Annotated in this window: 21 protein-coding genes; 12 read left to right on the forward strand and 9 right to left on the reverse strand. The window is 57.9% G+C overall.

Features of this window, described 5'->3' with window-relative positions; translation table 11 throughout:
• Window positions 1–50: 50 nt before the first annotated feature.
• Entirely contained in the window at window positions 51–1,046 is a 996-nt protein-coding gene (gene pgl / locus K5R89_RS23460) for a 6-phosphogluconolactonase (RefSeq protein WP_060592265.1), read from the forward strand.
• A 108-nt stretch (window positions 1,047–1,154) separates the two neighbouring features.
• On the opposite strand, the gene K5R89_RS23465 is transcribed toward pgl, so the two are convergent.
• The 3 genes from K5R89_RS23465 to ycgZ form a co-directional block, all read right to left on the reverse strand.
• Entirely contained in the window at window positions 1,155–1,421 is a 267-nt protein-coding gene (locus K5R89_RS23465; protein WP_004886050.1) for a biofilm development regulator YmgB/AriR family protein, read from the reverse strand.
• A 51-nt stretch (window positions 1,422–1,472) separates the two neighbouring features.
• Window positions 1,473–1,778: a hypothetical protein gene (locus K5R89_RS23470; RefSeq protein ID WP_087826909.1), complete on the reverse strand. Its 306-nt coding sequence runs from the start codon at window positions 1,776–1,778 to the stop codon at window positions 1,473–1,475.
• Window positions 1,779–1,902: 124 nt separating this feature from the next.
• Entirely contained in the window at window positions 1,903–2,148 is a 246-nt protein-coding gene (gene ycgZ / locus K5R89_RS23475) for a regulatory protein YcgZ (RefSeq protein WP_023288894.1), read from the reverse strand.
• A 327-nt stretch (window positions 2,149–2,475) separates the two neighbouring features.
• Between ycgZ and K5R89_RS23480 the strand changes: the two genes are divergently transcribed.
• The gene (locus tag K5R89_RS23480; RefSeq protein ID WP_049013650.1) at window positions 2,476–3,687 is read left to right on the forward strand and encodes a diguanylate phosphodiesterase; all 1,212 of its coding nucleotides are present in this window, start codon (window positions 2,476–2,478) and stop codon (window positions 3,685–3,687) included.
• Between the two features lie 154 nt (window positions 3,688–3,841).
• The gene (locus K5R89_RS23485; protein ID WP_087826908.1) at window positions 3,842–4,576 is read left to right on the forward strand and encodes a MerR family transcriptional regulator; all 735 of its coding nucleotides are present in this window, start codon (window positions 3,842–3,844) and stop codon (window positions 4,574–4,576) included.
• A gap of 41 nt (window positions 4,577–4,617) precedes the next feature.
• On the opposite strand, the gene K5R89_RS23490 is transcribed toward K5R89_RS23485, so the two are convergent.
• Window positions 4,618–5,172, reverse strand: coding sequence for a helix-turn-helix transcriptional regulator (locus K5R89_RS23490; protein ID WP_017899620.1), 555 nt, complete (start codon window positions 5,170–5,172; stop codon window positions 4,618–4,620).
• 82 nt (window positions 5,173–5,254) lie between these two features.
• Window positions 5,255–5,467, reverse strand: a complete 213-nt coding sequence (locus K5R89_RS23495) for a biofilm development regulator YmgB/AriR family protein (protein ID WP_023288897.1) — start codon at window positions 5,465–5,467, stop codon at window positions 5,255–5,257.
• A gap of 732 nt (window positions 5,468–6,199) precedes the next feature.
• On the opposite strand from K5R89_RS23495, the gene K5R89_RS23500 reads away from it, so the two are divergent.
• Entirely contained in the window at window positions 6,200–6,706 is a 507-nt protein-coding gene (locus K5R89_RS23500; protein WP_087826907.1) for a hypothetical protein, read from the forward strand.
• A 16-nt stretch (window positions 6,707–6,722) separates the two neighbouring features.
• On the opposite strand, the gene K5R89_RS23505 is transcribed toward K5R89_RS23500, so the two are convergent.
• From K5R89_RS23505 to K5R89_RS23515, 3 genes are read right to left on the reverse strand one after another with little or no spacing between them, the layout of a single operon-like run.
• Window positions 6,723–7,646 (reverse strand): acyltransferase, encoded by a 924-nt coding sequence (locus K5R89_RS23505; protein ID WP_072199205.1) that lies wholly within the window; start codon window positions 7,644–7,646, stop codon window positions 6,723–6,725.
• 38 nt (window positions 7,647–7,684) lie between these two features.
• Window positions 7,685–10,750, reverse strand: a complete 3,066-nt coding sequence (locus tag K5R89_RS23510; RefSeq protein ID WP_072413654.1) for an efflux RND transporter permease subunit — start codon at window positions 10,748–10,750, stop codon at window positions 7,685–7,687.
• Window positions 10,751–11,836 (reverse strand): efflux RND transporter periplasmic adaptor subunit, encoded by a 1,086-nt coding sequence (locus K5R89_RS23515; protein WP_023288901.1) that lies wholly within the window; start codon window positions 11,834–11,836, stop codon window positions 10,751–10,753.
• Between the two features lie 534 nt (window positions 11,837–12,370).
• On the opposite strand from K5R89_RS23515, the gene K5R89_RS23520 reads away from it, so the two are divergent.
• Together K5R89_RS23520 and K5R89_RS23525 are read left to right on the forward strand one after the other, a co-directional pair.
• Entirely contained in the window at window positions 12,371–12,802 is a 432-nt protein-coding gene (locus K5R89_RS23520; RefSeq protein ID WP_217259590.1) for a universal stress protein, read from the forward strand.
• 51 nt (window positions 12,803–12,853) lie between these two features.
• Complete coding sequence (locus K5R89_RS23525) at window positions 12,854–15,541, forward strand: cation-transporting P-type ATPase (protein ID WP_087826906.1); 2,688 nt, start codon at window positions 12,854–12,856, stop codon at window positions 15,539–15,541.
• A gap of 77 nt (window positions 15,542–15,618) precedes the next feature.
• Here K5R89_RS23525 and K5R89_RS23530 read toward each other — a convergent pair whose 3' ends face one another.
• The gene (locus K5R89_RS23530) at window positions 15,619–16,902 is read right to left on the reverse strand and encodes a putative acyl-CoA thioester hydrolase (RefSeq protein ID WP_087826905.1); all 1,284 of its coding nucleotides are present in this window, start codon (window positions 16,900–16,902) and stop codon (window positions 15,619–15,621) included.
• 214 nt (window positions 16,903–17,116) lie between these two features.
• Between K5R89_RS23530 and hutI the strand changes: the two genes are divergently transcribed.
• The 6 genes from hutI to K5R89_RS23565 all read left to right on the forward strand — a co-directional run bounded on the left by hutI (window position 17,117) and on the right by K5R89_RS23565 (window position 24,956).
• Window positions 17,117–18,376 carry an imidazolonepropionase gene (gene hutI, locus K5R89_RS23535; protein ID WP_171005052.1) on the forward strand — a complete coding sequence of 420 codons (1,260 nt, stop codon included), beginning with the start codon at window positions 17,117–17,119 and terminating at the stop codon, window positions 18,374–18,376.
• Window positions 18,373–19,329: a formimidoylglutamase gene (hutG, locus tag K5R89_RS23540; protein ID WP_072421279.1), complete on the forward strand. Its 957-nt coding sequence runs from the start codon at window positions 18,373–18,375 to the stop codon at window positions 19,327–19,329. Before hutI ends, hutG begins: the two co-directional genes overlap by 4 nt.
• Window positions 19,330–19,386: 57 nt before the next feature.
• The gene (locus K5R89_RS23545; protein WP_087826904.1) at window positions 19,387–20,112 is read left to right on the forward strand and encodes a histidine utilization repressor; all 726 of its coding nucleotides are present in this window, start codon (window positions 19,387–19,389) and stop codon (window positions 20,110–20,112) included.
• Window positions 20,113–20,254: 142 nt separating this feature from the next.
• A complete protein-coding gene (hutU, locus tag K5R89_RS27610) occupies window positions 20,255–21,943 on the forward strand; it encodes a urocanate hydratase (RefSeq protein WP_023288908.1) in 1,689 nt (562 codons plus the stop codon).
• A complete protein-coding gene (gene hutH, locus K5R89_RS23560; protein ID WP_217259591.1) occupies window positions 21,940–23,475 on the forward strand; it encodes a histidine ammonia-lyase in 1,536 nt (511 codons plus the stop codon). The genes hutU and hutH overlap by 4 nt, the downstream gene beginning before the upstream one ends.
• A 98-nt stretch (window positions 23,476–23,573) precedes the next feature.
• Entirely contained in the window at window positions 23,574–24,956 is a 1,383-nt protein-coding gene (locus K5R89_RS23565; RefSeq protein ID WP_101977958.1) for an amino acid permease, read from the forward strand.
• Window positions 24,957–25,288: the final 332 nt, after the last annotated feature.

The following is a 25,288-nucleotide window of genomic DNA, read 5'->3' on the forward strand; positions in this document are numbered from 1 at the left end:
CAGTTATCCTGAAAATGAAAAATCCACGTGCAGTGAGGGAAGGAGTAGTCATGAAACAAACCGTTTATACCGCCAGCCCGGAAAGCCAACAAATCCACGTCTGGAGTCTTGAAGCGGACGGCAAACTGACGCTGGTGCAGGTGGTTGATGCCCCGGGGCAGGTCCAGCCGATGGTGGTCAGCCCCAATAAGGAGTATCTGTACGTTGGCGTTCGTCCGGAGTTTCGCGTGTTAGCTTATCGCATCACGCCGGATAACGGGGCGTTGACCTTCGCAGGGGAAGCGGCGCTGCCGGGCAGCCCGACCCACATCTCTACCGATCATCATGGTCGCTTTGTCTTCAGTGCCTCTTACAATCAGGGCTGCGTCAGCGTGACCCCGCTGCAGGATGGTCTGCCGGGCGAAACCATCACCGTGGTGGACGGGCTGGAAGGCTGCCACTCGGCCAATATCTCCCCGGACAATCGTACCCTGTGGGTGCCGGCGCTGAAGCAGGATCGCATCTGCCTGTTTACCCTCAGCGAGGATGGTTTCCTCTCCGCCCAGGAGCCAGCGGAAGTCACCACCGTCGAAGGGGCGGGTCCGCGCCACATGGTGTTCCATCCGAACCAGCAGTATGGTTACTGCGTCAATGAGCTAAACAGCTCAATTGACGTCTGGGAGCTGAAAGACCCGAATGGCAATATCGAATGTGTACAAACTCTGGATATGATGCCGTCTGATTTCACCGGCGTGCGCTGGGCGGCGGATATTCATATCACTCCGGACGGTCGTCACCTGTACGCCTGCGATCGTACCGCCAGCATCATCACGGTGTTCAGCGTGTCGGAAGATGGCAGCGTGCTGGCGGTGGAAGGCTATCAGCCGACCGAAACCCAGCCGCGCGGCTTTAATCTCGATCACAGCGGTAAGTATCTGATTGCCGCCGGGCAGAAGTCGCACCATATCGCGGTGTACGAAATTAGCGGCGAGCAGGGGCTGCTGCAGGAGAAAGGTCGCTATGCGGTCGGGCAGGGGCCTATGTGGGTGGTAGTCAACGCCCACTGATCCGTCAGGCGTAAATGAAAAAACCTCGCGTCAGCGAGGTTTTTTTTAACAGAGCGGACAGGCTCTGTCGGAAAGGGGTTGCCCTGGCGGGCCTGAAGCGTGACGGCCTTAGATATCGTCCATGGTGTAGCCGACGACAATCTCCAGCGTTTTACGGATCACGTCTGCGGTCACCACGTCATCGGTGCTTTCCAGCGCCTGAATCAGCCATAAAATAATGGCCTTATTGTTCAGGTGACCTTCTGACTGGAGAATACTGTTAATGGCCAGCGACATCACGGCGGACTCATCAACCAGCTTATCACCGGCGTTACGGAAATAGTCGGAGAGCGCGGTGTCCTGCAGTCCTGCGTAAATATCGGGTTGCTGATGCATAGTCTGTCTCATCACATTCTCACTCTGTGTTATTCACCACGGTTAGGATACTCAGTGGATCTTTTTACCTTCCGGCGCCATGGCGCTTTGCGCCGGCGATCCTCGGGTTTCCCAACGGCCATTGATTTTCTTTACCTGCAAAGGCGCTTGCTTCCGCTGACGGGCAAGCTTCGCGCAAATTTCTTCAATCACGGCAGCGATAACCTTTCTTCGCTGTCGGTCTGACTCTGTCGCCTGCATCAACCGAAGTCGAACCAGCAGGGTCGGGGTGGTAATAGGGCGATTCGTGTTCAGAAGCGCGAGTACCGCCTCGCCGATAATCTCATCGGTGATTTCCTCAGTTTCACTGCTATTCATAACCGTCTCACTGCATGCCACTCTCTCCCTGAATCTGCGAACGGGCATTCAGGTCAGCAGCAGGTTTATGGAAGCGATCGCCCCTCATCAGCTACTGCGGCGCAACAGGAGACGATCGATGACGTTATTCCTGATCGGCAAACAGCAGACCAATTAAGGTCTGATAGTGACTCTCTTCCTCGGGGGCACGGGCCCGGTCGAGGCGGCTCAACAGTTTAGTGCACAGCGCCTTGCGGTTGAGATGACGCCCTTCGTTGAGAATATCCATCACAATCTGACCCAGCGTTTCCTGCTGGGAAGGTAACGATGCTTTGTTGAAATACTGGGCAATTGCGTTCGCTGTATCTGGAATGTAACCATTCTGCTGCATATCTGCTCCTTACATTTCACTCATCTGTTAACTGCCATTAAACTTATACAATAATTGTTAACCTGTACACACAAAGTTGAACAACAATGATTCGCTAATGGTTAACTTATTGATTTTTAATAATTTATTTTTATGTGTTTTGTGCGGTTCTGGCTTGTAAAGGTAGGATTTAACGGTGCACGTTGTACAAGAAAAGAAAAATGAAAAAGCCTTGCACAAAAAAGGGATTTTTAGTGTATCTTTTTTGTTAAGACAAAACGTAGTTTTACAAGACGATTAGCCTGATAACTGCTACTGTGAATGCTTACCCTCCCATCTGGAATCACTATGCTAACCACCATCATTTATCGCAGCCATATTTGCGACAATGTCTCATTCAAATCGATCGAGGCCATGGTTGCCAGGGCAAACGAAAGAAATGGGCAGGCGGACGTCACCGGTATTTTACTTTTTAACGGGACGCATTTTTTTCAACTCATTGAGGGGCCTGAAGAAAAGGTTCAGGATGTTTATCAGCATATTTGCCGCGATCCCCGCCATTATAACCTGGTAGAGCTTCTATGCGATTATGCGCCGTCCCGCCGTTTCGGTAAGGTCGGTATGGAACTGTTTGATTTACGGGAACATGATCGCGAGGAAGTGCTGCAGACGGTGATGGACCGCGGGACCACAAAATATCAGCTCACCTATGACGACCGGGCACTGCAATTTTTCCGCACCTTTGTCGAATCAACGGAAAAAGCGAACTATTTTGAGATTCCTTCCGCTGACAGCTGGGTATTTATCCCCGATCAGAATACTTTCTATCCTGATACGCCGATAATTGATAATAAGGAAAGCTGGTCCTTTGCCTTCCAGCCGATCGTCGACCCTTTCGCCTGCGAAATTATTTCGTGGGAAGCGCTGTTACGCACACCGGACGGCCAGTCGCCTGGCGCCTATTTTGCCGGGCTTTCCGGGGACGATATTTATCTCGCCGATCTGCACAGTAAACGCGTCGCGCTGTCGCTGGCCGGGAAATTAGGCTTACGCAATAAGGCGTTAAGTATTAATTTACTGCCGATGACGCTGGTTAAAGCGCCGAACGCGGTGGGTTTCCTGCTCGATCAAATTCAGCGTAATGATCTTATTCCTGAACAGATTATTGTCGAGTTTACCGAACGGGAAGTGATTTCGCGGATGGATGATTTTACCGATGCGGTGCGAAAGCTAAAAGGGGCGGGTATCAATCTTGCCATCGATCACTTCGGCGCCGGGTTTGCCGGGCTGTCGCTGCTGGCGCAATACCAGCCCGACAGAATTAAAATCGACCATGAGCTGATCCGCAATATCCACCAGGATGGACCGCGCCAGTCAATTGTACAGGCGATTATCAAATGCTGTTTTTCGCTGGAGATTGCGGTCTCTGCCGTCGGCGTTGAGCGTGCTGAAGAGTGGATGTGGCTGGAATCAGCCGGTATTTCGCAGTTTCAGGGGAATTTGTTCGCCAGCGCGCGCCTGGGGGGCTTACCCGCCGTCGCCTGGCCGGAAAAAAAATAATCCACCGCGAAATCAGCCAACTATTTTTTCATCTTTTTCCCAAGCGCTGTGAGCCACAACCTGTTATCTTTATCTGTACAAGAAAATAGAGTTGTACAGGATGCCTGAATTCGTTAGTTTAGGTATTAAAGTATCAGGTTGATGTGAGGCTGCTATGGCGTTTTACAGTATCGGTGAAGTCGCCGAACGTTGCGGAATCAATCCGGTCACACTGCGCGCCTGGCAGCGTCGTTACGGTCTACTGAAACCGCAGCGTAGCGAAGGCGGGCATCGGCAATTTGATGAAGAAGATATCCTGCGCATTGAAGAGATCAAGCGCTGGATCGAGCGCGGCGTATCCGTCGGGAAAGTCAAAGCGCTGCTGGAGGGTAACCTGCCGGCGGCGCGCGACGAATCCGCGCATCTTCAGGAAGAGATGATGTCCATTCTGCGTTATATGCAGCCCGCCAGAATCCGTGCCAAATTACTGGCGCTAAGCCATCAACACCCCGTCGACACGCTCATCGACAGCCTGTTAGTGCCGGTACGTCAGCGTCTGAAGCTCGATCAGAATACCTCTCTGGTGATTAGCAGTATGCTGGATGGTCTGCTGATTGACTGCGTGGCGCTGTTTCTCGCCGAAGCGCGTAAAAAGAACGGCAGGGAGACGCTGCTGGTGGGCTGGAGCAATGAGGACAGGACGCGTCTGTGGCTGGAGGCATGGCGTCTTTCCCAGCGCGGCTGGCACGTCAACGTCCTCGCCGAACCGCTGGAGTCGCCGCGGCCCGAGCTGTTCCCCGGGCAGCATATCTTCGTCTGGACCGGACGCGCCGCCACCCCTCTCCAGGAAGAGCTGCTCAGCCACTGGCAGGAGCAGGGCTTCAGCATCCATTTTCACGGTAATAATTAATCGCCCCGATCCGCAAAGCAGACCGGGGCTAACGCGCCGGGTTACAGGTGGATCTGGCTCCAGGATTTAAAGGTTTCGCTGCGGCTGATATTAAAAAAATCGGTCCTACCGCTACAGCCGAGCTTTTTAATCAGATTCAGCCGGATCTGATAAATGGTTTTAATATGCAGATTCAGCGACCGGCCAATGCTGGCGACCGCTTCGCCATTGCTGATAAGTTGAATCACTTTCTTTTCCCGCTCGGTAAACTGCACCGAGGCGCCCGGCGCCGGGTGGGTTTTATAGTAGCGGGTTGGCTGGTGCAGAAATATCTTTAACTCTTCCGGCGTTGAATTGGCCGGTAAGCGCAGCATAGGCAGTTCACTAAGAAAATTAAGATCGTTGCCTTCGGTTAACAGAATAAATAACGTATCCCGACGATTATAGTTGTGCTGCAGTACCGCGAAATAATTGTCGCTGGTAAAGAAAACATGTTTTTTGCGAAAGTAAGATGCCGGCAGACTATTCAGGATCAGCGACATCCCATAGAGAAGAAAACGATTATCAAACCACAGATCGTAATGTTCAGTACGATAGCAGGTATTATGGTGTGACATTTTATTTGCCTCAGTTAGCCGATAGAGACCCAGGCGTGCCGGCACCGCAGGCTTAAGCCTGCTGCCAGCTCCGCGAGTTTAATTAATGATGAGGTTTGCTGTACAGCATATCCAGCGCCTGCAAATAGAGGTCGGAGAGTATTTCATTACTTTCCGTTTGCAGGCGATGCTGAATTTCCGTAATCATCCGCTCATTATTTATCGTTCTGTGCTGCTTAATGAGCGTATTTTCAATATTCTTCATCAGGGCCGAATTGAAGACAAACTCTGCTGGAATGGTATTTTTAATATGCATAGCTCGAACTCTCCCACGTATAACGCAAACTGACAATAAAAGTCGCTACGTACCATTGGTACGCGCCAAGTCACGAACAGGAAATGCAAAACCAGGAACCACCGCCTGACTTGCCGCGCCACCGTTAAACATCCCCGCTTCGTTGCGCAACAAGCAGTTAACACTCCAAACTATAGACGGTGATCCCACTATGTACAACTTTTTTCAGAACTATATGTACAACGCAACGGCTTATTTTTAATGTTTGTTTTTAGTTGTTGATTTTAAAGGATTCTATTTTCTGTATAACTTGTACATAAAAGCCGGTTTGTGCAGGATCCACTTGTAAAACTAGCGGGAAGAGGCTGACGACAGGCGTGAGCTCAATGGGAAGGTATTGTGCAGGCTGGCGTGTTGGATGAAATCGCGCCGACGCAGGAAGAGGTACACAGCAACTCTGTCGTCGACAGGTGGCTTTCTTCCGCGTCGGACGCTGATCATAGCGGATATCAGGTGAGGTTTTGTCTGTTTTTTGCACAATCAGGTAAAGAGCAACACATCGGCCATTTCGTTAACGCTTCGGTCGGTTTGTTGGCGGATAAGGCGTGTGCTACGCTTTTTACTAGCGATGCGATGGTTCGGCATCGTTATCTTTCCCCCATTTCCCTGTCGGGTCTTTTACCCCTGTCACGACCGGTAAATACGGCAAAGGCAGTCTGTCTATGGACAGGCGTAGAGGTGTGAGGAGGGGAAATGCGCGGTAAAAGCGTGATGCTCCTGGCCGGGTTAGCGACTCTCGTGCAGGCGAAAGAGATTAACCTCTATTCGGTGAATACCGGTTCCTATGTTTACCATCTGACCAATAATCACGGTCAATATACTGAGAATTTCGAGAACCACTTTTTCTCGGTGGAGCGGAAATTCTCTGCCGACTCGAAATACAGCCTGCTGATTGGCACCATGAATAACAGTTTCGACGATCGCTGTCTGGCGCTGGGGGTGAGAAGAGACTGGTACCACAACGGCAGCGGGTGGACCTTCAAAGGCGTTTACGGCTATACCGGCGAATTCTTCTTCGACGCCTTCGAGCATTGCGGCGATCATGGCTCCTATAAAGATTTTAAGGACGCCACCGGGATCGGCTTTTCACCCTATATCTACCATGCTATCCAGTACAACTTTACCGACTATTTCGCCCTTGAGAGCGGCATTATTATTCCCAGCGTGTTTGTGATCAGCATCCAGTGGAGCTTCCGCTAAGTTACGGCGTCGTTTGTTACAGAGTTATTACCTTCCTGAGCAGCGTACTGGAGAGCGCGGCGAGGGAAATGAGCACCGACAGGACAAACGTTAGGGCAATCACTCCCAGCTTGGTGGCTAACGAGTGAATAGGGATCAGCATCACCAGCAGGTGAAAAACGGAGTAGTGCAGGATATAGACCCCGGTCATCGCTTTGCTAACCGTCGCCAGCACGGCCTCCTTCAGTTCGCGGTTCTTTTTAAACTGTACGGCGTTAGCGGCGATCACCAGCAGGACGATCAGAATATAAATCTGCGACCCCGTGAGAATGAACGCATTGCGATCGGCTTTAAACAGCGCGAAGAAAAAGTGGCGTTCATAAAACCAGGTAAATAAATAGACAAAGGGCAGGGCGATAATGGCGGCTTTAATCACCCGCGGGTCGCGTATCCACTCCGTGACCCGCGGATCGTTAAACAACTGCCCGGTTAAATAAAAAAGTAGCCACGTCCACAGACGATACTGCGGCGCCAGGCTGAAAAGATGTCTTTCCGGGTAGAGCACCGAGAGCAGGTCGTAACCATAAGAGCAGCACAGTAGCGTCAGGACCACGGAGAAAAACAGACCGCGCCGCTGGCTGAGCCAGGCAATCAGGGGATGGAAGGTATAGATGACAATCAGGGCGAAAATAAACCAGGGCTGGATCAGATAGCCGCGCTGGTAAGGCTCCCAGACATAATAGACCGTCACCCAAAACAGAAAGACGATCACCACGCTTTTAATTTTGCCAATTTGCCAGTTGGCGTCGTGTCGCGTTTGCGCATCAAGATAGCCGGCCACCACAAAAAACAGCGGCGTGGCGATGGTCGAGACAAAGGTCAGCAGCCCGAGGATCCAGTGATAGTCATAATCAAAGCGATCCCAGGTGTTATAGATGGTGAAAAAAGTCACCGCTGTCATACAGCCGAGTGTCTTAATAATGCTCAGACCGGTACTGTTCATCGTTGAGGCGTCATATCCTTATGGTGAAAGCAGGCGTAAATCACCGGCAGAACCAGCAACGTTAGCACGGTGGCGAAGGCCAGACCGAACATAATCACCACTGCCATACTCTGGAAAAAAACATCGCGCAGCAGCGGGGCAAGGCCAAGCACGGTGGTGAAGGCGGTCAGCAGGATCGGCCGCAGACGAGATGTTGCCGCATCAATGATCGCTTGTCGTTGATCTTTCTCCTGTTTTTGTTGCTCTATCTCTTCCACCAGCACAATGCCGTTGCGGATCAGCATGCCGCTGAGGCTGAGAAGGCCGATTAAGGCCATAAAGCCGAAGGGGATGCCGGTCAGCAAAAAGCCGGGCGTGACGCCGATCAGCGCCAGCGGGACGGTCAGCCAGATGGCGACAGCGTTTTTCAGCGAACTGAACATCAGCACCGTAATGATAAACATCACCAGATAGCCAAGCGGCAGGGTCGTGAACAGCCCTTGCTGTGCTTCACTGGAGTTCTCGGCATCGCCGCCCCATTCGATGCGATAGCCATGCGGCAGCGTCAATGCGTCAATGCGCGGTTTCACCCGGGCGAGAATATCACCCGAGGTTTGGCCGCTTTGCGGGCTGGGATCGGTCTGGACCGTCAGCACCCGGGTGCGATCCCGGCGGAGAATCAAGGGATCTTCCCACTCCAGGGAGAAACCATGGATGACGTTACTCAACGGGATATACTGCTGGCGGCTCTGGCTCCAGACCAGCACGTTATGCAGATGGTTGGCATCCTGTCGCTCCGCTGCCGGCGGCCGGACGATCACTGGCAGCAGATCGGCGCCCTCGCGATATAACCCGGCGCGACTGCCGGAGAAATTCATCTCCAGCGCGTTATCAATGTCCTGTTTATCCACCCCCAGTTCGCGCCCCAGCGCTAGGGAGTACTGCGGGCGGATCACCTTGCTGCGGTTCTGCCAGTCGTTACGCACGCTGTCGGTCGCCGGATCCTCAGCGAGAATATCGCTCACCTGACTGGCCAGCGCGCGCAGCGTATCCGGGTCAGGGCCCTTAATGCGCACTTCAATCGCGCTATCCCCGGAGGGGCCGAACATAATGCGTTTGGTGCTGGCGTTCACCTGCGGGTAGTTTCTGGCGATCCAGGTTTCGACGTGGCGGGTGACGGGGGCGATGCCGCGCTGGTCGTCCATCCGCACCATAATCTGCGCGTAGTTGCTGTACTGCCGCTGACCGCTGTAGGTAAGAATAAAACGCATACTGCCCTGGCCAATGGTGGCGACGGTGGTGACCACCCCCGGCTGGCCGGCGATCGACCGCTCAATATCGCGGGTCATCTGCTCGGTGGCGTTAATATCGGTACCGTAGGGCAGCCACAGGTCGACAAAGAAAATGGGCGTATTCGATGACGGAAAGAAATTCTGCCGCACGAAGGTGAAGCCCCAGATCGCCGCGGCCAGCAGGGCGCCCATCAGCACCAGGGTCAGGGTCTTTTGCTGCAGCAGTATTCGCAGCGTCTGCTGATAGCCACGGTAAAAGCGGCCGCGGTAGGGATCGGCTTTCTCCTCCGGCGCGGCGGCCGGCGGGGCGTGTTTAAACAACCACCACTTAATGAGCACCGGAGTGATGGTCAGGGCGGAGAACCAGCTGAGCATCAGGGAGATCAGCAGCACCTGGAACAGGGATTTGCAATACTCTCCGGTGGAGTCCTGCGAGAGGCCAATCGGCGCGAAGGCGAGGATGGCGATGACCGTGGCGCCGAGCAGCGGCAGGGCGGAGCGGCGGATCACATAGTTAATGGCGCCCAGCAGCGGCGATCCTTGCTGGCGGGCGATCAGCACCCCTTCGACAATGACAATGGCATTATCCACCAGCATACTCAGGGCGATGATTAGCGCCCCGAGGGAGATCCGCTGTAACTCGATCCCCCAGACAAACATGATAAGCAGGGTGCCGAGGACGTTGAGCGCCAGCGACAGGGCGATAATGATCCCGCTGCGTACTCCCATGAACACCAGCAGCACGCCGACCACGATCGCCAGGGCCATCAGGAAGTTGGTAATAAAGCCATTGACCGAGTGGGCGACCTCAGCCGCCTGATCGTAAAAAATGGCGATGTCGATACCCGCCGGTTTGTCGGCGGCCATCTGCTGGAGGCGGGCTTCAAGGGCGTGCCCGACGTCAATGACGTTGACGCCAGGAATAAAAGAGACCCCCATGGTCACCGCCTGGCGGCCGTTGGCATGATAAATACTGGACGGCGAGTCAGTCAGCCCGCGCGACAGCGTGGCAATATCCCGCAGTCGAGTGGTGGCGCTGGCGCCGTGAGGGCTGACCAGCAGATCCCCCAGTTCATCGATGCTCTGAAACTCCCCGGTGGGGTGTAGGCGGATCGATTCGCTGCCAACGCGGATCTCTCCGGCGCTGGACACCACGTTGAGCCGGGTCAGGATAGCGGCGAGCTGGTTGAGCGTGATCCCGCGCGCCGCCATTTTCGCCAGCGAGATATCAACATTGATCTGTTGCGGAATGACGCCGCCGATAGCAACTTTACCGACCCCAGGAACCAGCACCAGCTCCCGACGCAGCTGTTCGGCATAGCGCACCAGCTCGGGGTTGGTAAAACTGTCGCCCGAGATAGCGAAGAAAAAGCCAAACACATCGCCAAAGTCATCGTTGACGAAGGGGGTCACTACGCCAGGGGGGAAAAGTCGGCTGGCGTCACCGACGCGGCGACGTAGCTCATCCCAGATTTGCGGCAGCTCGCTGGAATGGTACTGCGAAGCGATATTCACCGTAATTTGCGATAAGCCATTTGAGGAGATGGAGCTGACGTTATCCAGTGAGGGAAGCTGCTGAATCGCGTTTTCCAGCGGCAGGGTCACCTCCTCCTCCACCTGTTGAGCGGACGCGCCCGGGTAGTGGGTCACGATCACCGCCGTTTTGATGGTGAAGGCAGGATCTTCCAGACGGCCGATATTGAGTAGGGCGAACAGACCACCCACCCCCAGCAGCAGAATGGCTAACCAGACGCGGGTCGGGTTATTAATAAACTGACGGGAAATGTCCATTTATAATCCTCGTTCACGCGTCCAGATCCGCACCGGCTGCCCGGCATGCAGCTCGCTCACGCCCGCCGCGACCACCTCTTCACCCGCGCGGAGACCGTCGGTGATGGCCACTCCCTGCGAGGTCACCTCGCCGACCGTGACCTTGCGCTCCTCAAGAAACCGATGCGCGTTGTCGCCTTTCACCACCCAGACGACCGGTTCATTCTTCGGCCGGTTATCCGGGTTAAACACCGCCTCTACCGGCACCATGAGCGTTTCCCTTCCGGCGCTGGCCGGTAAATTGCCGAGATTGACCGTCACGGTGCCGCTGACCCCGCCGACGGTGGGAAAATCATCCGGCCGCGGCATGGTTAAAATGATCTGCCAGGTAAGGGTGCTGTTGTCGCTGCTGCCGGTATGCTCTTTGTATTCCGCCGTAAATTCGCGGCCCGGCAGGGTATTGATCCTGACGACGGGGCGGTAGGCGGTATTGCGGATATCCAGGGAGGTGAACAGATTTTCGGGAATGCTGAAGACCACATCCAGCAGGTCGGTACGCGTCAGGGTGATCACCGGCTGGCCGGCGGCGACCACCTGATGGTTGCGGATATGCACGCCGGCGGCAATCCCGCCGAAGGGCGCGGTGAGGCTCATTTGCGCCAGCTCTTCACGGGCGATTTTTAAGGCCGCGTTGGCGGCATCGCGATTGGCGCGCTGCACGTCCATCTCCGCCTGGGAAATCGCCTGACGTCCCGCCAGGGTCTGGAAGCGATCAAACTGACGCTGGGCGAGCGTAGCCGCCGTTTGTCGTTCATTGACCCGCTGTTGGGCCTCGCGGGCATTCAGGCGCGCCAGCGTTTGCCCCTGGGCGATGGTCGCCCCCTGGCGAATATCCAGCGATTCCACCTGGCCCCCCCGCTTAAACGACAGCTCGGTGGAGTCGCCAGACTCGATACGTGCCGGAAACGTTCGCTGCTGGGTATTGCCCACGGCGGTCACCTGCGCCACCTTGACCATGCGCGGGGCGGACTCGACGGACGGCGATTTCTGATCGCAAGCGGTTGTAAATAAAATAACAACCGGGATGAGAGAAAAATAACGGTTCACAGTATTCCCCTCAGATTCAGGATTTATTTTACATTTTTATTACGCGGCGCACGCTTATTCGGCGAGGGCGGCGACAACCAGATAGGTGAATAGTCCCACCAGCGTGCAGGCGACAATGGCCAGCGCGACAAATAATCCCAGACGTAACAGGCTATAACCAAACATGATTTTCTCCCTTTACTCCCACCCGAACCGCGAATGTCATTTAATTCGGCCCCCACGGTGACCACCGGACATTCGGAGCGGCACTCCTGCTTGTAATCAGCATAGTCGGAGAAAAGGTGAAGTGTTAAAAAAGAGCGTACCGCGAGCGGCAGCGGCACTGTTGGGGAAAACGCAGGAGATCTGCAGGGAATATATGGTTTTTATAATATTTTTCAGTCTATTAATCCGTCATTTTCTAATGTTAATTTTCCTGTGCTACGTTTAATAACATCTATTCCGCTCGCCGCTTCTGTTGTTGAGATTTCGTTCCTCCCCAAGTATGGGGTTATTCATCACTACGCATTGTATTGGTAATAAAAGGATTATCTCATGTATAAAAATATCGTTGTTCCCGTTGACGTGTTTGATGCAGGCCTGGCCGACAAAGCCCTTTCTCATGCGAAATTCCTCGCCCAGCATTCTTCCGGGCAAATTCATCTTATCCATGTCATTCCGGCATTCTCTCCGGTATTAACGCGCGGATTTATCTCTGATGCGCGAAAGATGGAAGACCATTTGATTAATACCGCTAAGGAAAAACTGACTGAGCTGGTCAAAAAAAATGGCCTTGCGGAAGACGCCAGCCATCTTTATGTGCGCAGTGGCAATGTTCGCGATCAAGTGATTGCTCTGGCCGATGAGCTACAAGCGGACATGGTGATTGTCGGTTCGCGCAATCCGGGGATTCAGACTCACCTGCTGGGCTCGGAAGCGGCCAATATCGTGCGCTATGCCCATGTACCGGTTTTCGTTGTGCGCTGATGACGGCGGGATGTCGTCCTGACTTCCGCTTCAGAAATCGAGGGAGAGAGTATGAATACAGATAAACCGGGGGCGCCCTATTATCAGCGCTCCGTCGAGGAGACGCTCGCCAGCGTACAGAGTTCGCCGGACGGGATTAGCGGAACAGAGGCGGCCACGCGCCTGCAGCAGTATGGCGAAAACGCCCTGCCGCAGAAGCCGGGTAAACCCGCCTGGCTGCGTTTTATTGTGCATTTTAACGATGTGCTGATCTACGTCCTGCTGGCGGCGGCGCTGCTGAAGGCGGTAATGGGCCACTGGATCGACATGTCAGTGATCCTCGCGGTGGCGGTGGTCAATGCGCTGATCGGCTTCATTCAGGAGAGTAATGCGGAAAAATCCCTGCAGAGTATCCGCAATATGCTGTCCAGCGAGGCGGTGGTGATCCGACAGGGCAACCATGAAACCATCCCCACCACCTCGCTGGTACCCGGCGATATCGTGGTGATCCGCGCCGGCGACCGTATCCCCGCCGATTTACGGGTGATTGAGGCGCACAACCTGCGGGTGGAAGAGGCGATCCTCACCGGCGAGTCGACGGTGGTGGAAAAAACCACCGAGCCGCTAAGCGGCGATTTACCGCTTGGCGATCGCAGCAACCTGTTGTTTTCCGGGACCACCGTCAGCTCAGGGGCGGGGAAAGGGATCGTGGTGGCCACCGGCGGCGATACCGAGCTGGGCCACATCAACCAAATGATGGCGGGCATTGAGAAGCACCGCACGCCGCTGCTGGTGCAGATGGACAAGCTGGGCAAAGCCATCTTCATCCTGATTCTGGTGATGATGGCGGCGCTGTTCGTCTTTAGCCTGCTGTTCCGTGATATGCCGGTCTCCGAACTGATGCTGTCGTTGATTAGCCTCGCGGTGGCGTCGGTCCCGGAAGGGTTGCCGGCGATTATCTCGATTATTCTGTCGCTCGGCGTGCAGGCGATGGCCCGCCAGAAAGCGATTATTCGCAAGCTGCCGACGGTAGAAACCCTCGGCGCGATGACCGTTATCTGTTCGGATAAAACCGGGACCCTGACCATGAACGAAATGACGGTGAAGGCGGTGATCACCGCGGACAGCGTCTATCGGGTGGAAGGGGACAGCTATGAGCCGGTCGGTAAAATCCATGCTATCGACGACCCGTCGCCGGTTGCGGTGGCTCCAGGATCGCTTCTTGAACGCTATCTGCGCACCATCGATCTGTGTAACGACAGCCAGCTTATCAAAGAGGAAAGCGGGCTGTGGAAAATCACCGGCGGCCCCACCGAGGGGGCATTGAAGGTGCTGGCGGCGAAGATAACCCTGTCGCCGCAGCCCAGCGAGCTGCGCAGTAAAATTCCTTTTGATTCGCAATATAAATACATGTCGACGCTTTACCGGCTGGGCGAAGAGGAGGTGGTGCTGGTCACCGGCGCGCCGGATGTTCTGTTCCGCCTGTGCCAGTATCAGCAGAGCGACAGCGGGTTGCAGCCGCTGGATCTCCCGTACTGGGAAAGTAAAATTGAAGAGTACGCCCGGGAGGGGCTGCGAATGGTGGCCGCGGCCTGGAAGCCGGCTGCCGCAGGCCAGACCGAGCTGACCCATCAGGATCTACAGCAGGGGGTCATTTTATTAGGGGTTGCCGGGATGATGGATCCGCCGCGTCCGGAAGCGATCACGGCGATTGCCGACTGCCTGCAGGCCGGGATCCGCGTGAAGATGATCACCGGCGACCACCCGCAAACGGCGATGAGCATCGGCAAAATGCTGGGGATTGGCAATGCGGGGAACGCCATTACCGGGCGCGAGCTGGAGGTGATGGACGACGCGCAGCTGAGCGTGGCCGCGCAGCAGTACGATATCTTCGCCCGCACCAGCCCGGAAGATAAGTTCCGTCTGGTGCAGGCTCTGCAGAGCAAGAAAGAGATTGTCGGCATGACCGGAGACGGGGTGAACGATGCCCCGGCGCTGAAGCAGGCTGACGTCGGCGTGGCGATGGGGATCAAGGGGACCGAGGTGACCAAGGAAGCCGCCGATATGGTGCTGACCGATGACAACTTCGCCACCATCGCCAGCGCGGTCCGCGAGGGGCGCCGGGTGTATGACAACCTGAAAAAAACCATTCTTTTTGTCATGCCGACCAACCTTGCGCAGGGGTTACTGATCGTGATCGCGCTGCTGGCGGGCAACGTACTGCCGCTGACGCCGGTGCTGATCCTGTGGATGAACATGGCCACCTCCGCCACGCTGTCGTTTGGTCTGGCGTTTGAAGCCGGTGAGAAAAATATTATGCGGCGGCCGCCGCGCGACCCGAAACTGCACGTGATGGACGGCTTTGCCATCTGGCGCGTGGCGTTTGTGGGGTCGATGATTGCGGTCAGCGCTTTTATTCTCGAAGCCTGGCTGCAGCCGCGCGGCTATTCGCCGGAGTTTATCCGTACCGTGCTGTTGCAGACTCTGGTCACCGCCCAGTGGTTCTATATGCTGAACTGCCGCGTGTCGGATGGTTTCTCGTTGACCAAAGGTCTGCTGGCTAACAAAGGGATCTGGATCGTCAGCGGCGTGCTGCTGGTGCTGCAGCTGCTGATTATCTATGCGCCGTTTATGCAGATGCTGTTCGGCACCACCGGGCTGCCGTTCCGCTACTGGGTGATCACCTTTATCATCGGCTTCGCCATGTTCCTGATTGTGGAGCTGGAAAAACCGCTGACCCGCAAATGGCGAACCGCCTGACGGCGTGAAGCGTTGAACGAAAAAGGAAAGAGGGGGCATCGCCCCCTCTTTTTATTGTGCTGTGCCGGTATCGCGATTTATTGTTTCGGCTCGGCGACCACGCTGCTTCCCACGCCGCGGTTGTTATATTCCCACATACGGTTGAAGCCGTTGTCGTTGAGGTTGCGCTGCAGATTGCCTTTGTCATCCGCGCTGCCGGTATTGCCGCTGAACGGACGGCCGGAGCCTACCGCCGCCGCCCACGGCTGGGCGATGTTAAAGCCTTCATTGATGGCGCTGTCGCGGATCACGACCTGGCCGTTGCTGTTGCCGTCAACGTCCAGCGCGCGGCCGAGCTGCGCGACGTTATCCCCGGAGGCGGTGAAGCGGCTGTTGGTCGCCAGGAAGCCGTAGGTCACGCTCTTCAGGGTGGCCGGCGCGAAGACGTAGGCTTCTTTCTGAGTACGCGAGTTCACCACGCGGAAGTCGGTGTTATCAAACACCACGGCGCCGCGGCCAGAAACGATATCCACGTCGCCTTCAATATAGCTGTTCGTCACCAGGGTGCGGGTCTGACGGTTGTTCTGCAGACGGTTCTGCACGCCGCTGTTGGTCACGAAGAAGGTGTTCTGGCGGCCAAGAATGTTCACTTTATCAATCTGCACCTGGTCACCATCGCTGCGCAGGGCAACGGCCTGGTGGGTGCCGGCATCGACGCTGTCGCCCAGGTTGTTGGCGATGGTCAGGTTCTGCAGCTGCAGGCCGTTATTCTGCGACCAGAAGACCGCGGAGCACATCACGCCGACGGTGGCGGTGGATTTGCTCTGGCAGCTGTCGAACATATACCACGCTGGTTTGCCCGGCATGTATTTGCCACCCGGATTGACCAGACGACGCCAGGTGTTGCGATCCATTTCGGAATCAATGGCTTCGCTGATCTTCACGTCGATCGGTTTATCGCCGGTACCATACAGGGTCAGGGCGCCCGGCGCCGCCGGAACGTAGACGGTGCCCGGGTATTCGCCCGGCATGATGGCGATAAACAGACGACGGTTAGAGTGGCGGGCAATCGCCGCATCCACCGCCGCCTGGATGGTGGTATGCGTCACGCCCTGGGTTCCCGCCGGGCCGACGATAAAGTCAGGCTGCGCCGGCAGGCTGATGGCGGACGGCGTCCAGGCCGCGGCATTGGGGGTCAGCGACTGGAAATAGGCCGCCTGGGTAAAGTTTTTCGCTTCATCGGCGTTCAGAATGGGACGCGCGCTGGTGCCCGGTGCTGTCTGCGTTGAGGGCTGTTGATCGGCAGGCGTCGAGCTACAGGCGGACAGCGTCACGCCGAAGGCCAGCGCCAGCGCCAGACGGGAAACGGAATATGTGTTCATGTTGCTCCGGGCAAAATTAAGCGTAGTGAAATACCCCGGCTGAGACGCCAGGGTATAAGTCCTTTAAAACCTGCTGTTTTATACTAACTTGAACGAAACGGGAAGACGTGGGCTGAAAAACTTACCTTCTTTACGCAATACGCCGCGTCGCCGGACGGTCTCCAGTCACAAATAAATAACATTTACTCGCGCTTTTGTTGACATTCCCGGCGTTATGAAAATAAATGTCTATACAACCCATGACAAGTTGAACGCTATGACTGAAGCCACCTCCGAACGCGTTATCTGGCGAAACGCCCGTCTCGCCACCCTGAACCCTGATGCTTCCCAACCGTACGGTCTGCTGGAGCGCCACGCGCTGCTGGTGCGCGACGGTCGCATTGCGGCGATCGTCCCCGAAAATGACCTCCCCAGCGGGCGCAGGATCGATCTCGAAGGCCGGCTGGTCACGCCGGGATTAATCGACTGCCATACCCACCTGATCTTCGGCGGCAGCCGGGCGCAGGAGTGGGAGCAGCGGCTGAACGGCGTCTCCTATCAGACCATCAGCGCCAGCGGCGGGGGGATTAATGCCACCGTGCGCGCCACCCGCGACAGCAGCGAAGCCGAATTACTGGCGCTGGCGCAGCCGCGTCTGGCCCGCCTGCTGCGTGAAGGGGTGACCACCCTGGAGATCAAATCCGGCTACGGTCTCGATCTGCAAAACGAACGCAAAATGCTGCGGGTCGCCCGCCAGCTGGCGCGCGATAACGCGGTGGAACTCTCGGCGACGCTGCTCTCCGCCCACGCCACGCCGCCGGAATATCAAGGCGATGCCGACGGCTATATTACGCTGGTCTGCGACACTATCCTGCCGACGCTGTGGCGGGAGGGACTGTTTGAAAGCGTTGACGTCTTCTGCGAAAACGTCGGCTTCAGCCCGCAGCAAACCGAGCGGGTGTTTCAGGCGGCGCAGGCGTTGGGCATTCCGGTTAAAGGTCACGTTGAACAGCTCTCCTCGCTGGGCGGCGCCCAGCTGGTGAGCCGTTATCACGGACTGTCCGCCGACCATATTGAATATCTGACGGAAGAGGGGGTGGCGGCGATGCGCGAAAGCGGCACCGTGGCGGCCCTGCTGCCCGGCGCGTTTTACTTCCTCAATGAAACCCGCAAACCGCCGGTGGAACTGCTGCGCAAGTACCAGGTGCCGATGGCGGTGGCGACCGATTTCAACCCCGGCACCAGCCCCTTCGCCAGCCTGCATCTGGCGATGAATATGGCCTGCGTCAAGTTTGGTTTAACGCCGGAGGAGGCGTGGGCCGGCGTGACGCGCCATGCCGCGCGGGCGCTGGGGCGGCAGAACAGCCACGGTCAGCTGGCGGCGGGCTTTGTAGCGAACTTTGCCATCTGGGATGCCGAGCATCCGGTCGAGATGGTGTATGAGCCGGGGCGCAGTCCGCTCTGGGGACGCGTGGTACAAGGAGAATGGCAATGATGCTGTGGCAAGCTACGCCCGCCAACCTTTGGCAGGGGCGCGATGATAGTGCGGAAGCGCCGAATGCGCTGCGCCTGTTTCAGACCATCCCCCGCGCGGAACGCTTCGCGCCGCAGGCGCTGCCCGGCGATATCGCGCTGCTTGGCTTCGCCTGTGACGAAGGCGTCCGGCGCAACAAAGGGCGTACCGGAGCGGCTGACGGCCCGGCGACCCTACGCCGGGCGCTGGCCAATATGGCCAGCCATCAGGGCCACGACCGCTGCGTGGATATGGGCACGATTAGCGTCGATGGCGAACAGCTGGAAGCCGCACATCAGGCGCTGCGCGAGGCGGTGACCGCCTGCCAGCGCGCCGGGAAACGCACGCTGGTTCTGGGCGGCGGCCACGAGACCGCCTTCGGTCATGGCGCGGGGGTACTGGATGCCTTCCCGGGCGAAAAAGTGGGCATTATTAATCTCGATGCGCATCTTGATCTGCGCATTGCCGAGCGCGCCAGCTCCGGGACGCCGTTTCGCCAGCTGGCGCTGGAGTGTGACGCGCAGCAGCGCGCTTTTCACTATACCTGCATCGGCGTCAGTCGGGCGGCCAACACCCAGGCGCTCTGGGAGGAAGCGGCGCGACGCGAGGTGGCTATCGTGGAGGATCTCCAGGTGCTGGAGGCCTTCGAAACCCGGGTGCTGGCGGAGCTTGAGCGCAACATCGCGCAGTACGATCGTCTGTATCTGACCATCGATCTCGACGTGCTCCCGGCGCGGGAAATGCCGGCGGTGTCGGCCCCGGCGGCGCTGGGCGTGCCGCTGGCGACCCTGCTGCGCATCGTTGAGCCGCTGTGCCGCAGCGGTAAGCTGCAGGCGGTGGATCTGGTGGAGTTCAACCCGCAGTTTGACATTGACGGTCAGGGCGCCCGCGCGGCCGCCCGTCTGGCATGGCAAATCGTCCATTGGTGGCAGTAGCCATTCCGGTATATTCTGGGTGTTTCGCCGCCCATTTTGCAAAAGGAAAGCCAGGCTATGTTTTCACAGCAATCCCGTTCCGCGCCCGCGCCTTTTTATGAGAAGGTGAAGCAGGCTATCGGTGAAAAAATTCACAGCGGCGTCTGGCGACCGCATGACCGTATCCCTTCCGAAGCGGAGCTGGTGGCCCAGTTCGGCTTCAGCCGGATGACCATCAACCGCGCGCTGCGCGAGCTAACGGATGAAGGCCTGCTGGTCAGGTTGCAAGGGGTGGGGACCTTTGTCGCCGAGCCGAAAGGGCAGTCGGCGCTGTTTGAGGTGCGCAGCATTGCCGAAGAAATTATTGCCCGTCACCATCAGCACCGCTGCGAGGTGCTGCTGCTGGAGGAGACCCGGGCGGATCATATTCAGGCGGCGGCGCTCAGCGTAGCGGAAGGCACCCGCATCTTTCACTCGCTGATGGTGCATTACGAAAACGAGGTGCCGGTGCAAATCGAAGATCGCTGCGTCAATGCCGCGGTGGTGCCGGACTATCTCCAGCAGGATTATACCGCCACCACGCCCCATGATTATCTGTCGCTGATCGCCCCGTTAACAGAAGGTGAACATATTGTTGAAGCGGTGCAGGCCACGGCGGAAGAGTGCGCGCTGCTGCATATTCACGCCCACGATCCCTGCCTGCTGATCCGCCGCCGCACCTGGTCGACAACCCACATCGTCTCCCACGCGCGCCTGCTGTTCCCCGGTAGCCGCTATCGTCTGCAGGGCCGCTTTGGCTCCTGATCCACGCTGGCGTCAGCAAAACGTGATTGCTGACGCAATATAACAAAATTGTATCATTTTTGTTAAATCCTGGCTTGCGCATGCTTGTATAGACAAGTATATGTATCTACGTAAACAACGTTCATTGTCAGGAGAAACCCCGATGTCGCAAAGCAAATATCGCCAGCTGGACGTCCGTGCGCCAAGAGGCACGACGCTGACCGCGAAGAGCTGGTTGACCGAAGCCCCGCTGCGTATGTTAATGAATAACCTCGATCCCGATGTCGCCGAAAACCCGCACGAACTGGTGGTCTATGGCGGTATTGGTCGCGCAGCGCGCAACTGGGAATGCTATGACGCTATCGTGAAGGCGCTGAAGAACCTGGAAAGCGACGAGACCCTGCTGGTCCAGTCCGGCAAGCCAGTGGGCGTTTTCAAAACCCATGAACACTCGCCGCGCGTGCTGATCGCTAACTCCAACCTGGTTCCGCACTGGGCGACCTGGGAACACTTTAACGAGCTGGATGCCAAAGGGCTGGCGATGTACGGCCAGATGACCGCCGGCAGCTGGATCTACATTGGCAGCCAGGGCATCGTCCAGGGCACCTACGAAACCTTCGTCGAAGCCGGTCGCCAGCACTATCAGGGCAGCCTGAAAGGCCGCTGGGTGCTAACCGCCGGGCTGGGCGGCATGGGCGGCGCGCAGCCGCTGGCCGCGACGCTGGCCGGCGCCTGCTCGCTGAATATTGAATGCCAGCAGAGCCGCATCGATTTCCGTCTGCGCACCCGCTACGTGGACGAACAAGCCACTTCTCTGGATGACGCCCTGGCGCGTATCAAGAAATACACCGCCGAAGGCCGGGCTATCTCCATCGCGCTGTGCGGCAACGCCGCGGAGATCGTGCCGGAGCTGGTGAAACGCGGCGTGCGCCCGGATATGGTCACCGACCAGACCAGCGCCCACGACCCGCTGCACGGCTATCTGCCGAAAGGCTGGAGCTGGGAAGCGTATCAGCAGAAAGCTGAATCCGATCCGCAGGGCACCATTCTGGCGGCGAAACGCTCGATGGCCGACCACGTGCAGGCGATGCTGGCCTTCCATGAGATGGGGGTGCCGACTTTCGACTACGGTAACAACATTCGCCAGATGGCTCAGGAAGTGGGCGTCAGCAACGCCTTCGATTTCCCGGGCTTCGTGCCGGCCTATATCCGCCCGCTGTTCTGCCGTGGTATCGGTCCGTTCCGCTGGGTGGCGCTCTCCGGCGATCCGCAGGATATCTACAAGACTGACGCGAAAGTGAAAGAGATCATCAAGGATGATAAGCATCTGCACCATTGGCTGGATATGGCGCGCGAGCGCATCAGCTTCCAGGGACTGCCGGCGCGTATCTGCTGGGTCGGTCTGGAATGGCGGCAGAAGCTGGGCCTGGCGTTTAACGAAATGGTGCGCAGCGGCGAAGTCTCCGCGCCGATCGTGATTGGCCGCGATCATCTTGACTCCGGCTCCGTCGCCAGCCCGAACCGCGAAACCGAAGCGATGCGCGACGGCTCTGACGCGGTCTCTGACTGGCCGCTGCTGAATGCGCTGCTCAACACCGCCAGCGGCGCGACCTGGGTGTCGCTGCACCACGGCGGCGGGGTAGGCATGGGCTTCTCGCAACACTCCGGGATGGTTATCGTCTGCGATGGCACCGATGAAGCGGCAGCGCGTATCGCCCGCGTCCTGCACAACGACCCGGCCACCGGCGTGATGCGTCATGCCGACGCGGGTTACGAGATTGCCATTGAATGCGCGGCAGAACAGGGTCTGAATCTTCCGATGGTGGCGGCAACGCAGGGGAACGCGAAATGAAATCTTTAACTCTAATCCCGGGTCAACTCAGCCTGTCGCAGCTCCGCGACATCTACAGCCACCCGGTGAATATTACCCTCGACAGCGGCGCGTTTGCCGCCATTGACGAGAGCGTGGCCTGCGTCAACGCTATCCTTGCCGAAGGGCGGACCGCCTACGGCATCAACACCGGTTTTGGCCTGCTGGCGCAGACCCGTATCTCGACGGAAGATCTGGAGAACCTGCAGCGTTCGCTGGTGCTGTCCCATGCGGCGGGCGTAGGCGAGCCGCTGGACGATGACCTGGCGCGCCTGATTATGGTGCTGAAGATTAACAGTCTGTCCCGCGGATTCTCCGGGATCCGCCTGAGCGTGATCCAGGCGCTGATTGGCCTGGTGAATGCCGGCGTGACGCCGTGGATCCCGGCGAAAGGCTCCGTCGGCGCCTCCGGCGACCTCGCGCCGCTGGCCCATATGTCGCTGACCCTGCTTGGCGAAGGTAAAGCGCGGGTACGCGGCGGCGATTGGCTGCCGGCCACCGAAGCGCTGCGTCAGGCGGGGCTGGAGCCGATTACCCTGGCGGCGAAAGAGGGGCTGGCGCTGCTCAACGGCACCCAGGCGTCGACCGCTTTTGCCCTGCGCGGTCTGTTCGAAGCCGAAGATTTGTTCGCCTCCGCGGTCGTCTGCGGGGCGTTAACCACCGAAGCGGCGCTGGGCTCCCGTCGTCCGTTTGATGCGCGCATCCATGAAGTGCGCGGCCAGCGCGGGCAGATTGACGCGGCGGCGCTGTATCGCCATCTGCTGACCGACGACAGCGCGATCTCGCTGTCGCACCATAACTGCAGCAAGGTGCAGGACCCGTACTCCCTGCGCTGTCAGCCGCAGGTGATGGGCGCCTGCCTGACCCAGATCCGCCAGGCGGCTGAGGTGCTGCTGGCCGAAGCCAACGCGGTGTCCGATAACCCGCTGGTCTTCGCCGCCGGGAATGACGTGATCTCCGGCGGTAACTTCCACGCCGAGCCGGTGGCGATGGCGGCGGATAATATCGCGCTGGCGATTGCCGAAATCGGCTCGCTCTCCGAGCGTCGCATCGCGTTGATGATGGACAGCCATATGTCGCAGCTGCCGCCGTTCCTCGTCAAAAACGGCGGGGTGAACTCCGGGTTTATGATTGCCCAGGTCACGGCGGCGGCGCTGGCCAGTGAAAACAAAGCGCTGTCGCACCCGCACAGCGTCGACAGCCTGCCGACCTCCGCCAACCAGGAAGATCACGTCTCGATGGCGCCGGCGGCCGGTCGCCGCCTGTGGGCGATGGCCGAGAACACCCGCGGCGTACTGGCCGTCGAGTGGCTGGCGGCGGCGCAGGGGCTGGATATGCGCGAAGGGCTGACCACCAGCCCGCTGCTGGAAGAGGCGCGCCATCTGCTGCGCGAACGCGTCCCTCACTATACGCAGGATCGCTACTTCGCCCCGGATATCGATAATGCCATTGCGCTCCTGGCGGCCCGTCACCTGACGCGTCTGCTGCCTGCCGTACTGCCAGGCCTGCACTAATCACCGTTGTTCTCTGTACCCGCGTCGGGGGAAATCATTCCCCCGACCGCCCTACATCGCATATTTGTCGTCAAATAAAAAAACCAGGACACCTGTATATGCAACAACAACACAAGCCACATCTGCTGCGCGGGCTCAATGCCCGACACATTCGATTTATTGCGCTCGGCTCCGCGATCGGCACCGGGCTGTTCTATGGCTCGGCTTCCGCCATCAAGGCGGCGGGCCCGGCGGTGCTGCTGGCCTATTTGATTGGCGGCGCGGCGGTGTTTATCGTCATGCGCGCGCTGGGCGAGATGGCGGTGCGCAACCCAGTTTCCGGCTCCTTCGGCAGCTATGCCCGCCAGTATCTCGGCCCGCTGGCCGGGTTTATTACCGGCTGGACCTACACTTTTGAAATGGTGATCGTCGCCCTGGCCGACGTGACCGCCTTCGGCATCTATATGGGATTGTGGTATCCCGATGTCCCGCGCTGGATCTGGATCCTCAGCATCATCTTCTTTATCGGCGCCATGAACCTGTGCAACGTGCGGGTGTTCGGCGAGATGGAGTTCTGGCTGTCGCTGGTGAAGGTGGTGGCGATTATCGCCATGATGCTGGCGGGAGCGGGGATCATCTTCTTTGGTTTCGGCCATAGCTTCCCGGCCACCGGGCTGGAAAATCTCTGGAGCCACGGCGGCTTTGCCCCTAACGGCTGGCAGGGCGTTATCGCTTCGCTTGGCATCGTGATGTTCGCCTTCGGCGGGGTGGAGATTATCGGCGTCACCGCCGCGGAAGCGAAGGATCCGAAGAAGGTCATCCCGCAGGCCATCAATACCATTCCGCTGCGCATTATCCTGTTCTACGTCTGCACCCTGGCGGTGCTGATGGCGATTTTCCCGTGGAACAGCTTTGGCGAGCAGGGGAGTCCGTTTGTGCTGATTTTCGACGGTCTGGGGATCCCGGCGGCGGCGACAATCCTTAACATCATCGTGATCAGCGCCAGCATCTCGGCGATTAACAGCGATATCTTCGGCGCCGGACGCATGATGTACGGCATGTCGAAGGAGGGGCTGGCGCCGAAAAGCTTCCAGCGCATCGCCAGCAACGGCGTACCCTGGATGACGGTGGTGGTCATGGGCGGCGCGCTGCTGGCGGCGGTGGTGCTGAACTATCTGATCCCCGAGCAGGTATTTGTGCTGATTGCTTCGCTGGCGGCATTCGCCACGGTGTGGGTATGGCTGATGATCCTGCTGTCCCATTTCGCCATGCGCCGTAGTTTGTCTGCCGAAGAGTGCAGCCAGATTGCCTTCCCCGTTCCGTTCTGGCCGGTGGCGCCGCTGTTAACGCTGCTGTTTATGGGGCTGGTCATCGCTGTGCTGGGGATGTTTGCCGAGACGCGGATGGCGCTGATCGCCGGCCTGGTCTGGCTCGGGCTGCTGACGGTGGTGTGGTACGCGCGGGTGCGTAAAACTGCGCTGCAGGTTGTCACTGAGCAGTAAATTAGATCTCCCCGGCGGCGCGGCGCTTGCCGGGGCGACGAGGTGTAGGCCTGGGAGAGGACCCTGTAGGCCGGGTAAGGCGCAGCCGCCACCCGGCACAAAATCGGCTCTGTGCCTGCTGTCATCGCCCGGTGGCGAGGCGCTTACCGGGCCTACGAGGTATGAGCCAGTGAGAGGACCCCGTAGGCCGGGTAAGGCGCAGCCGCCACCCGGCATAAAAGCGGCTCCGTGCCTGCTGTCATCGCCCGGTGGGGCTGCGCTTGCCGGGCCTACGAGGTATGAGCCTGTGAGAGGGGACTGTAGGCCGGGTAAGGGGCAACCGCCACCCCGGC

The organism is Klebsiella sp. TF21-TM (genome assembly GCF_019753495.1).
GTDB lineage: Bacteria > Pseudomonadota > Gammaproteobacteria > Enterobacterales > Enterobacteriaceae > Klebsiella > Klebsiella quasipneumoniae.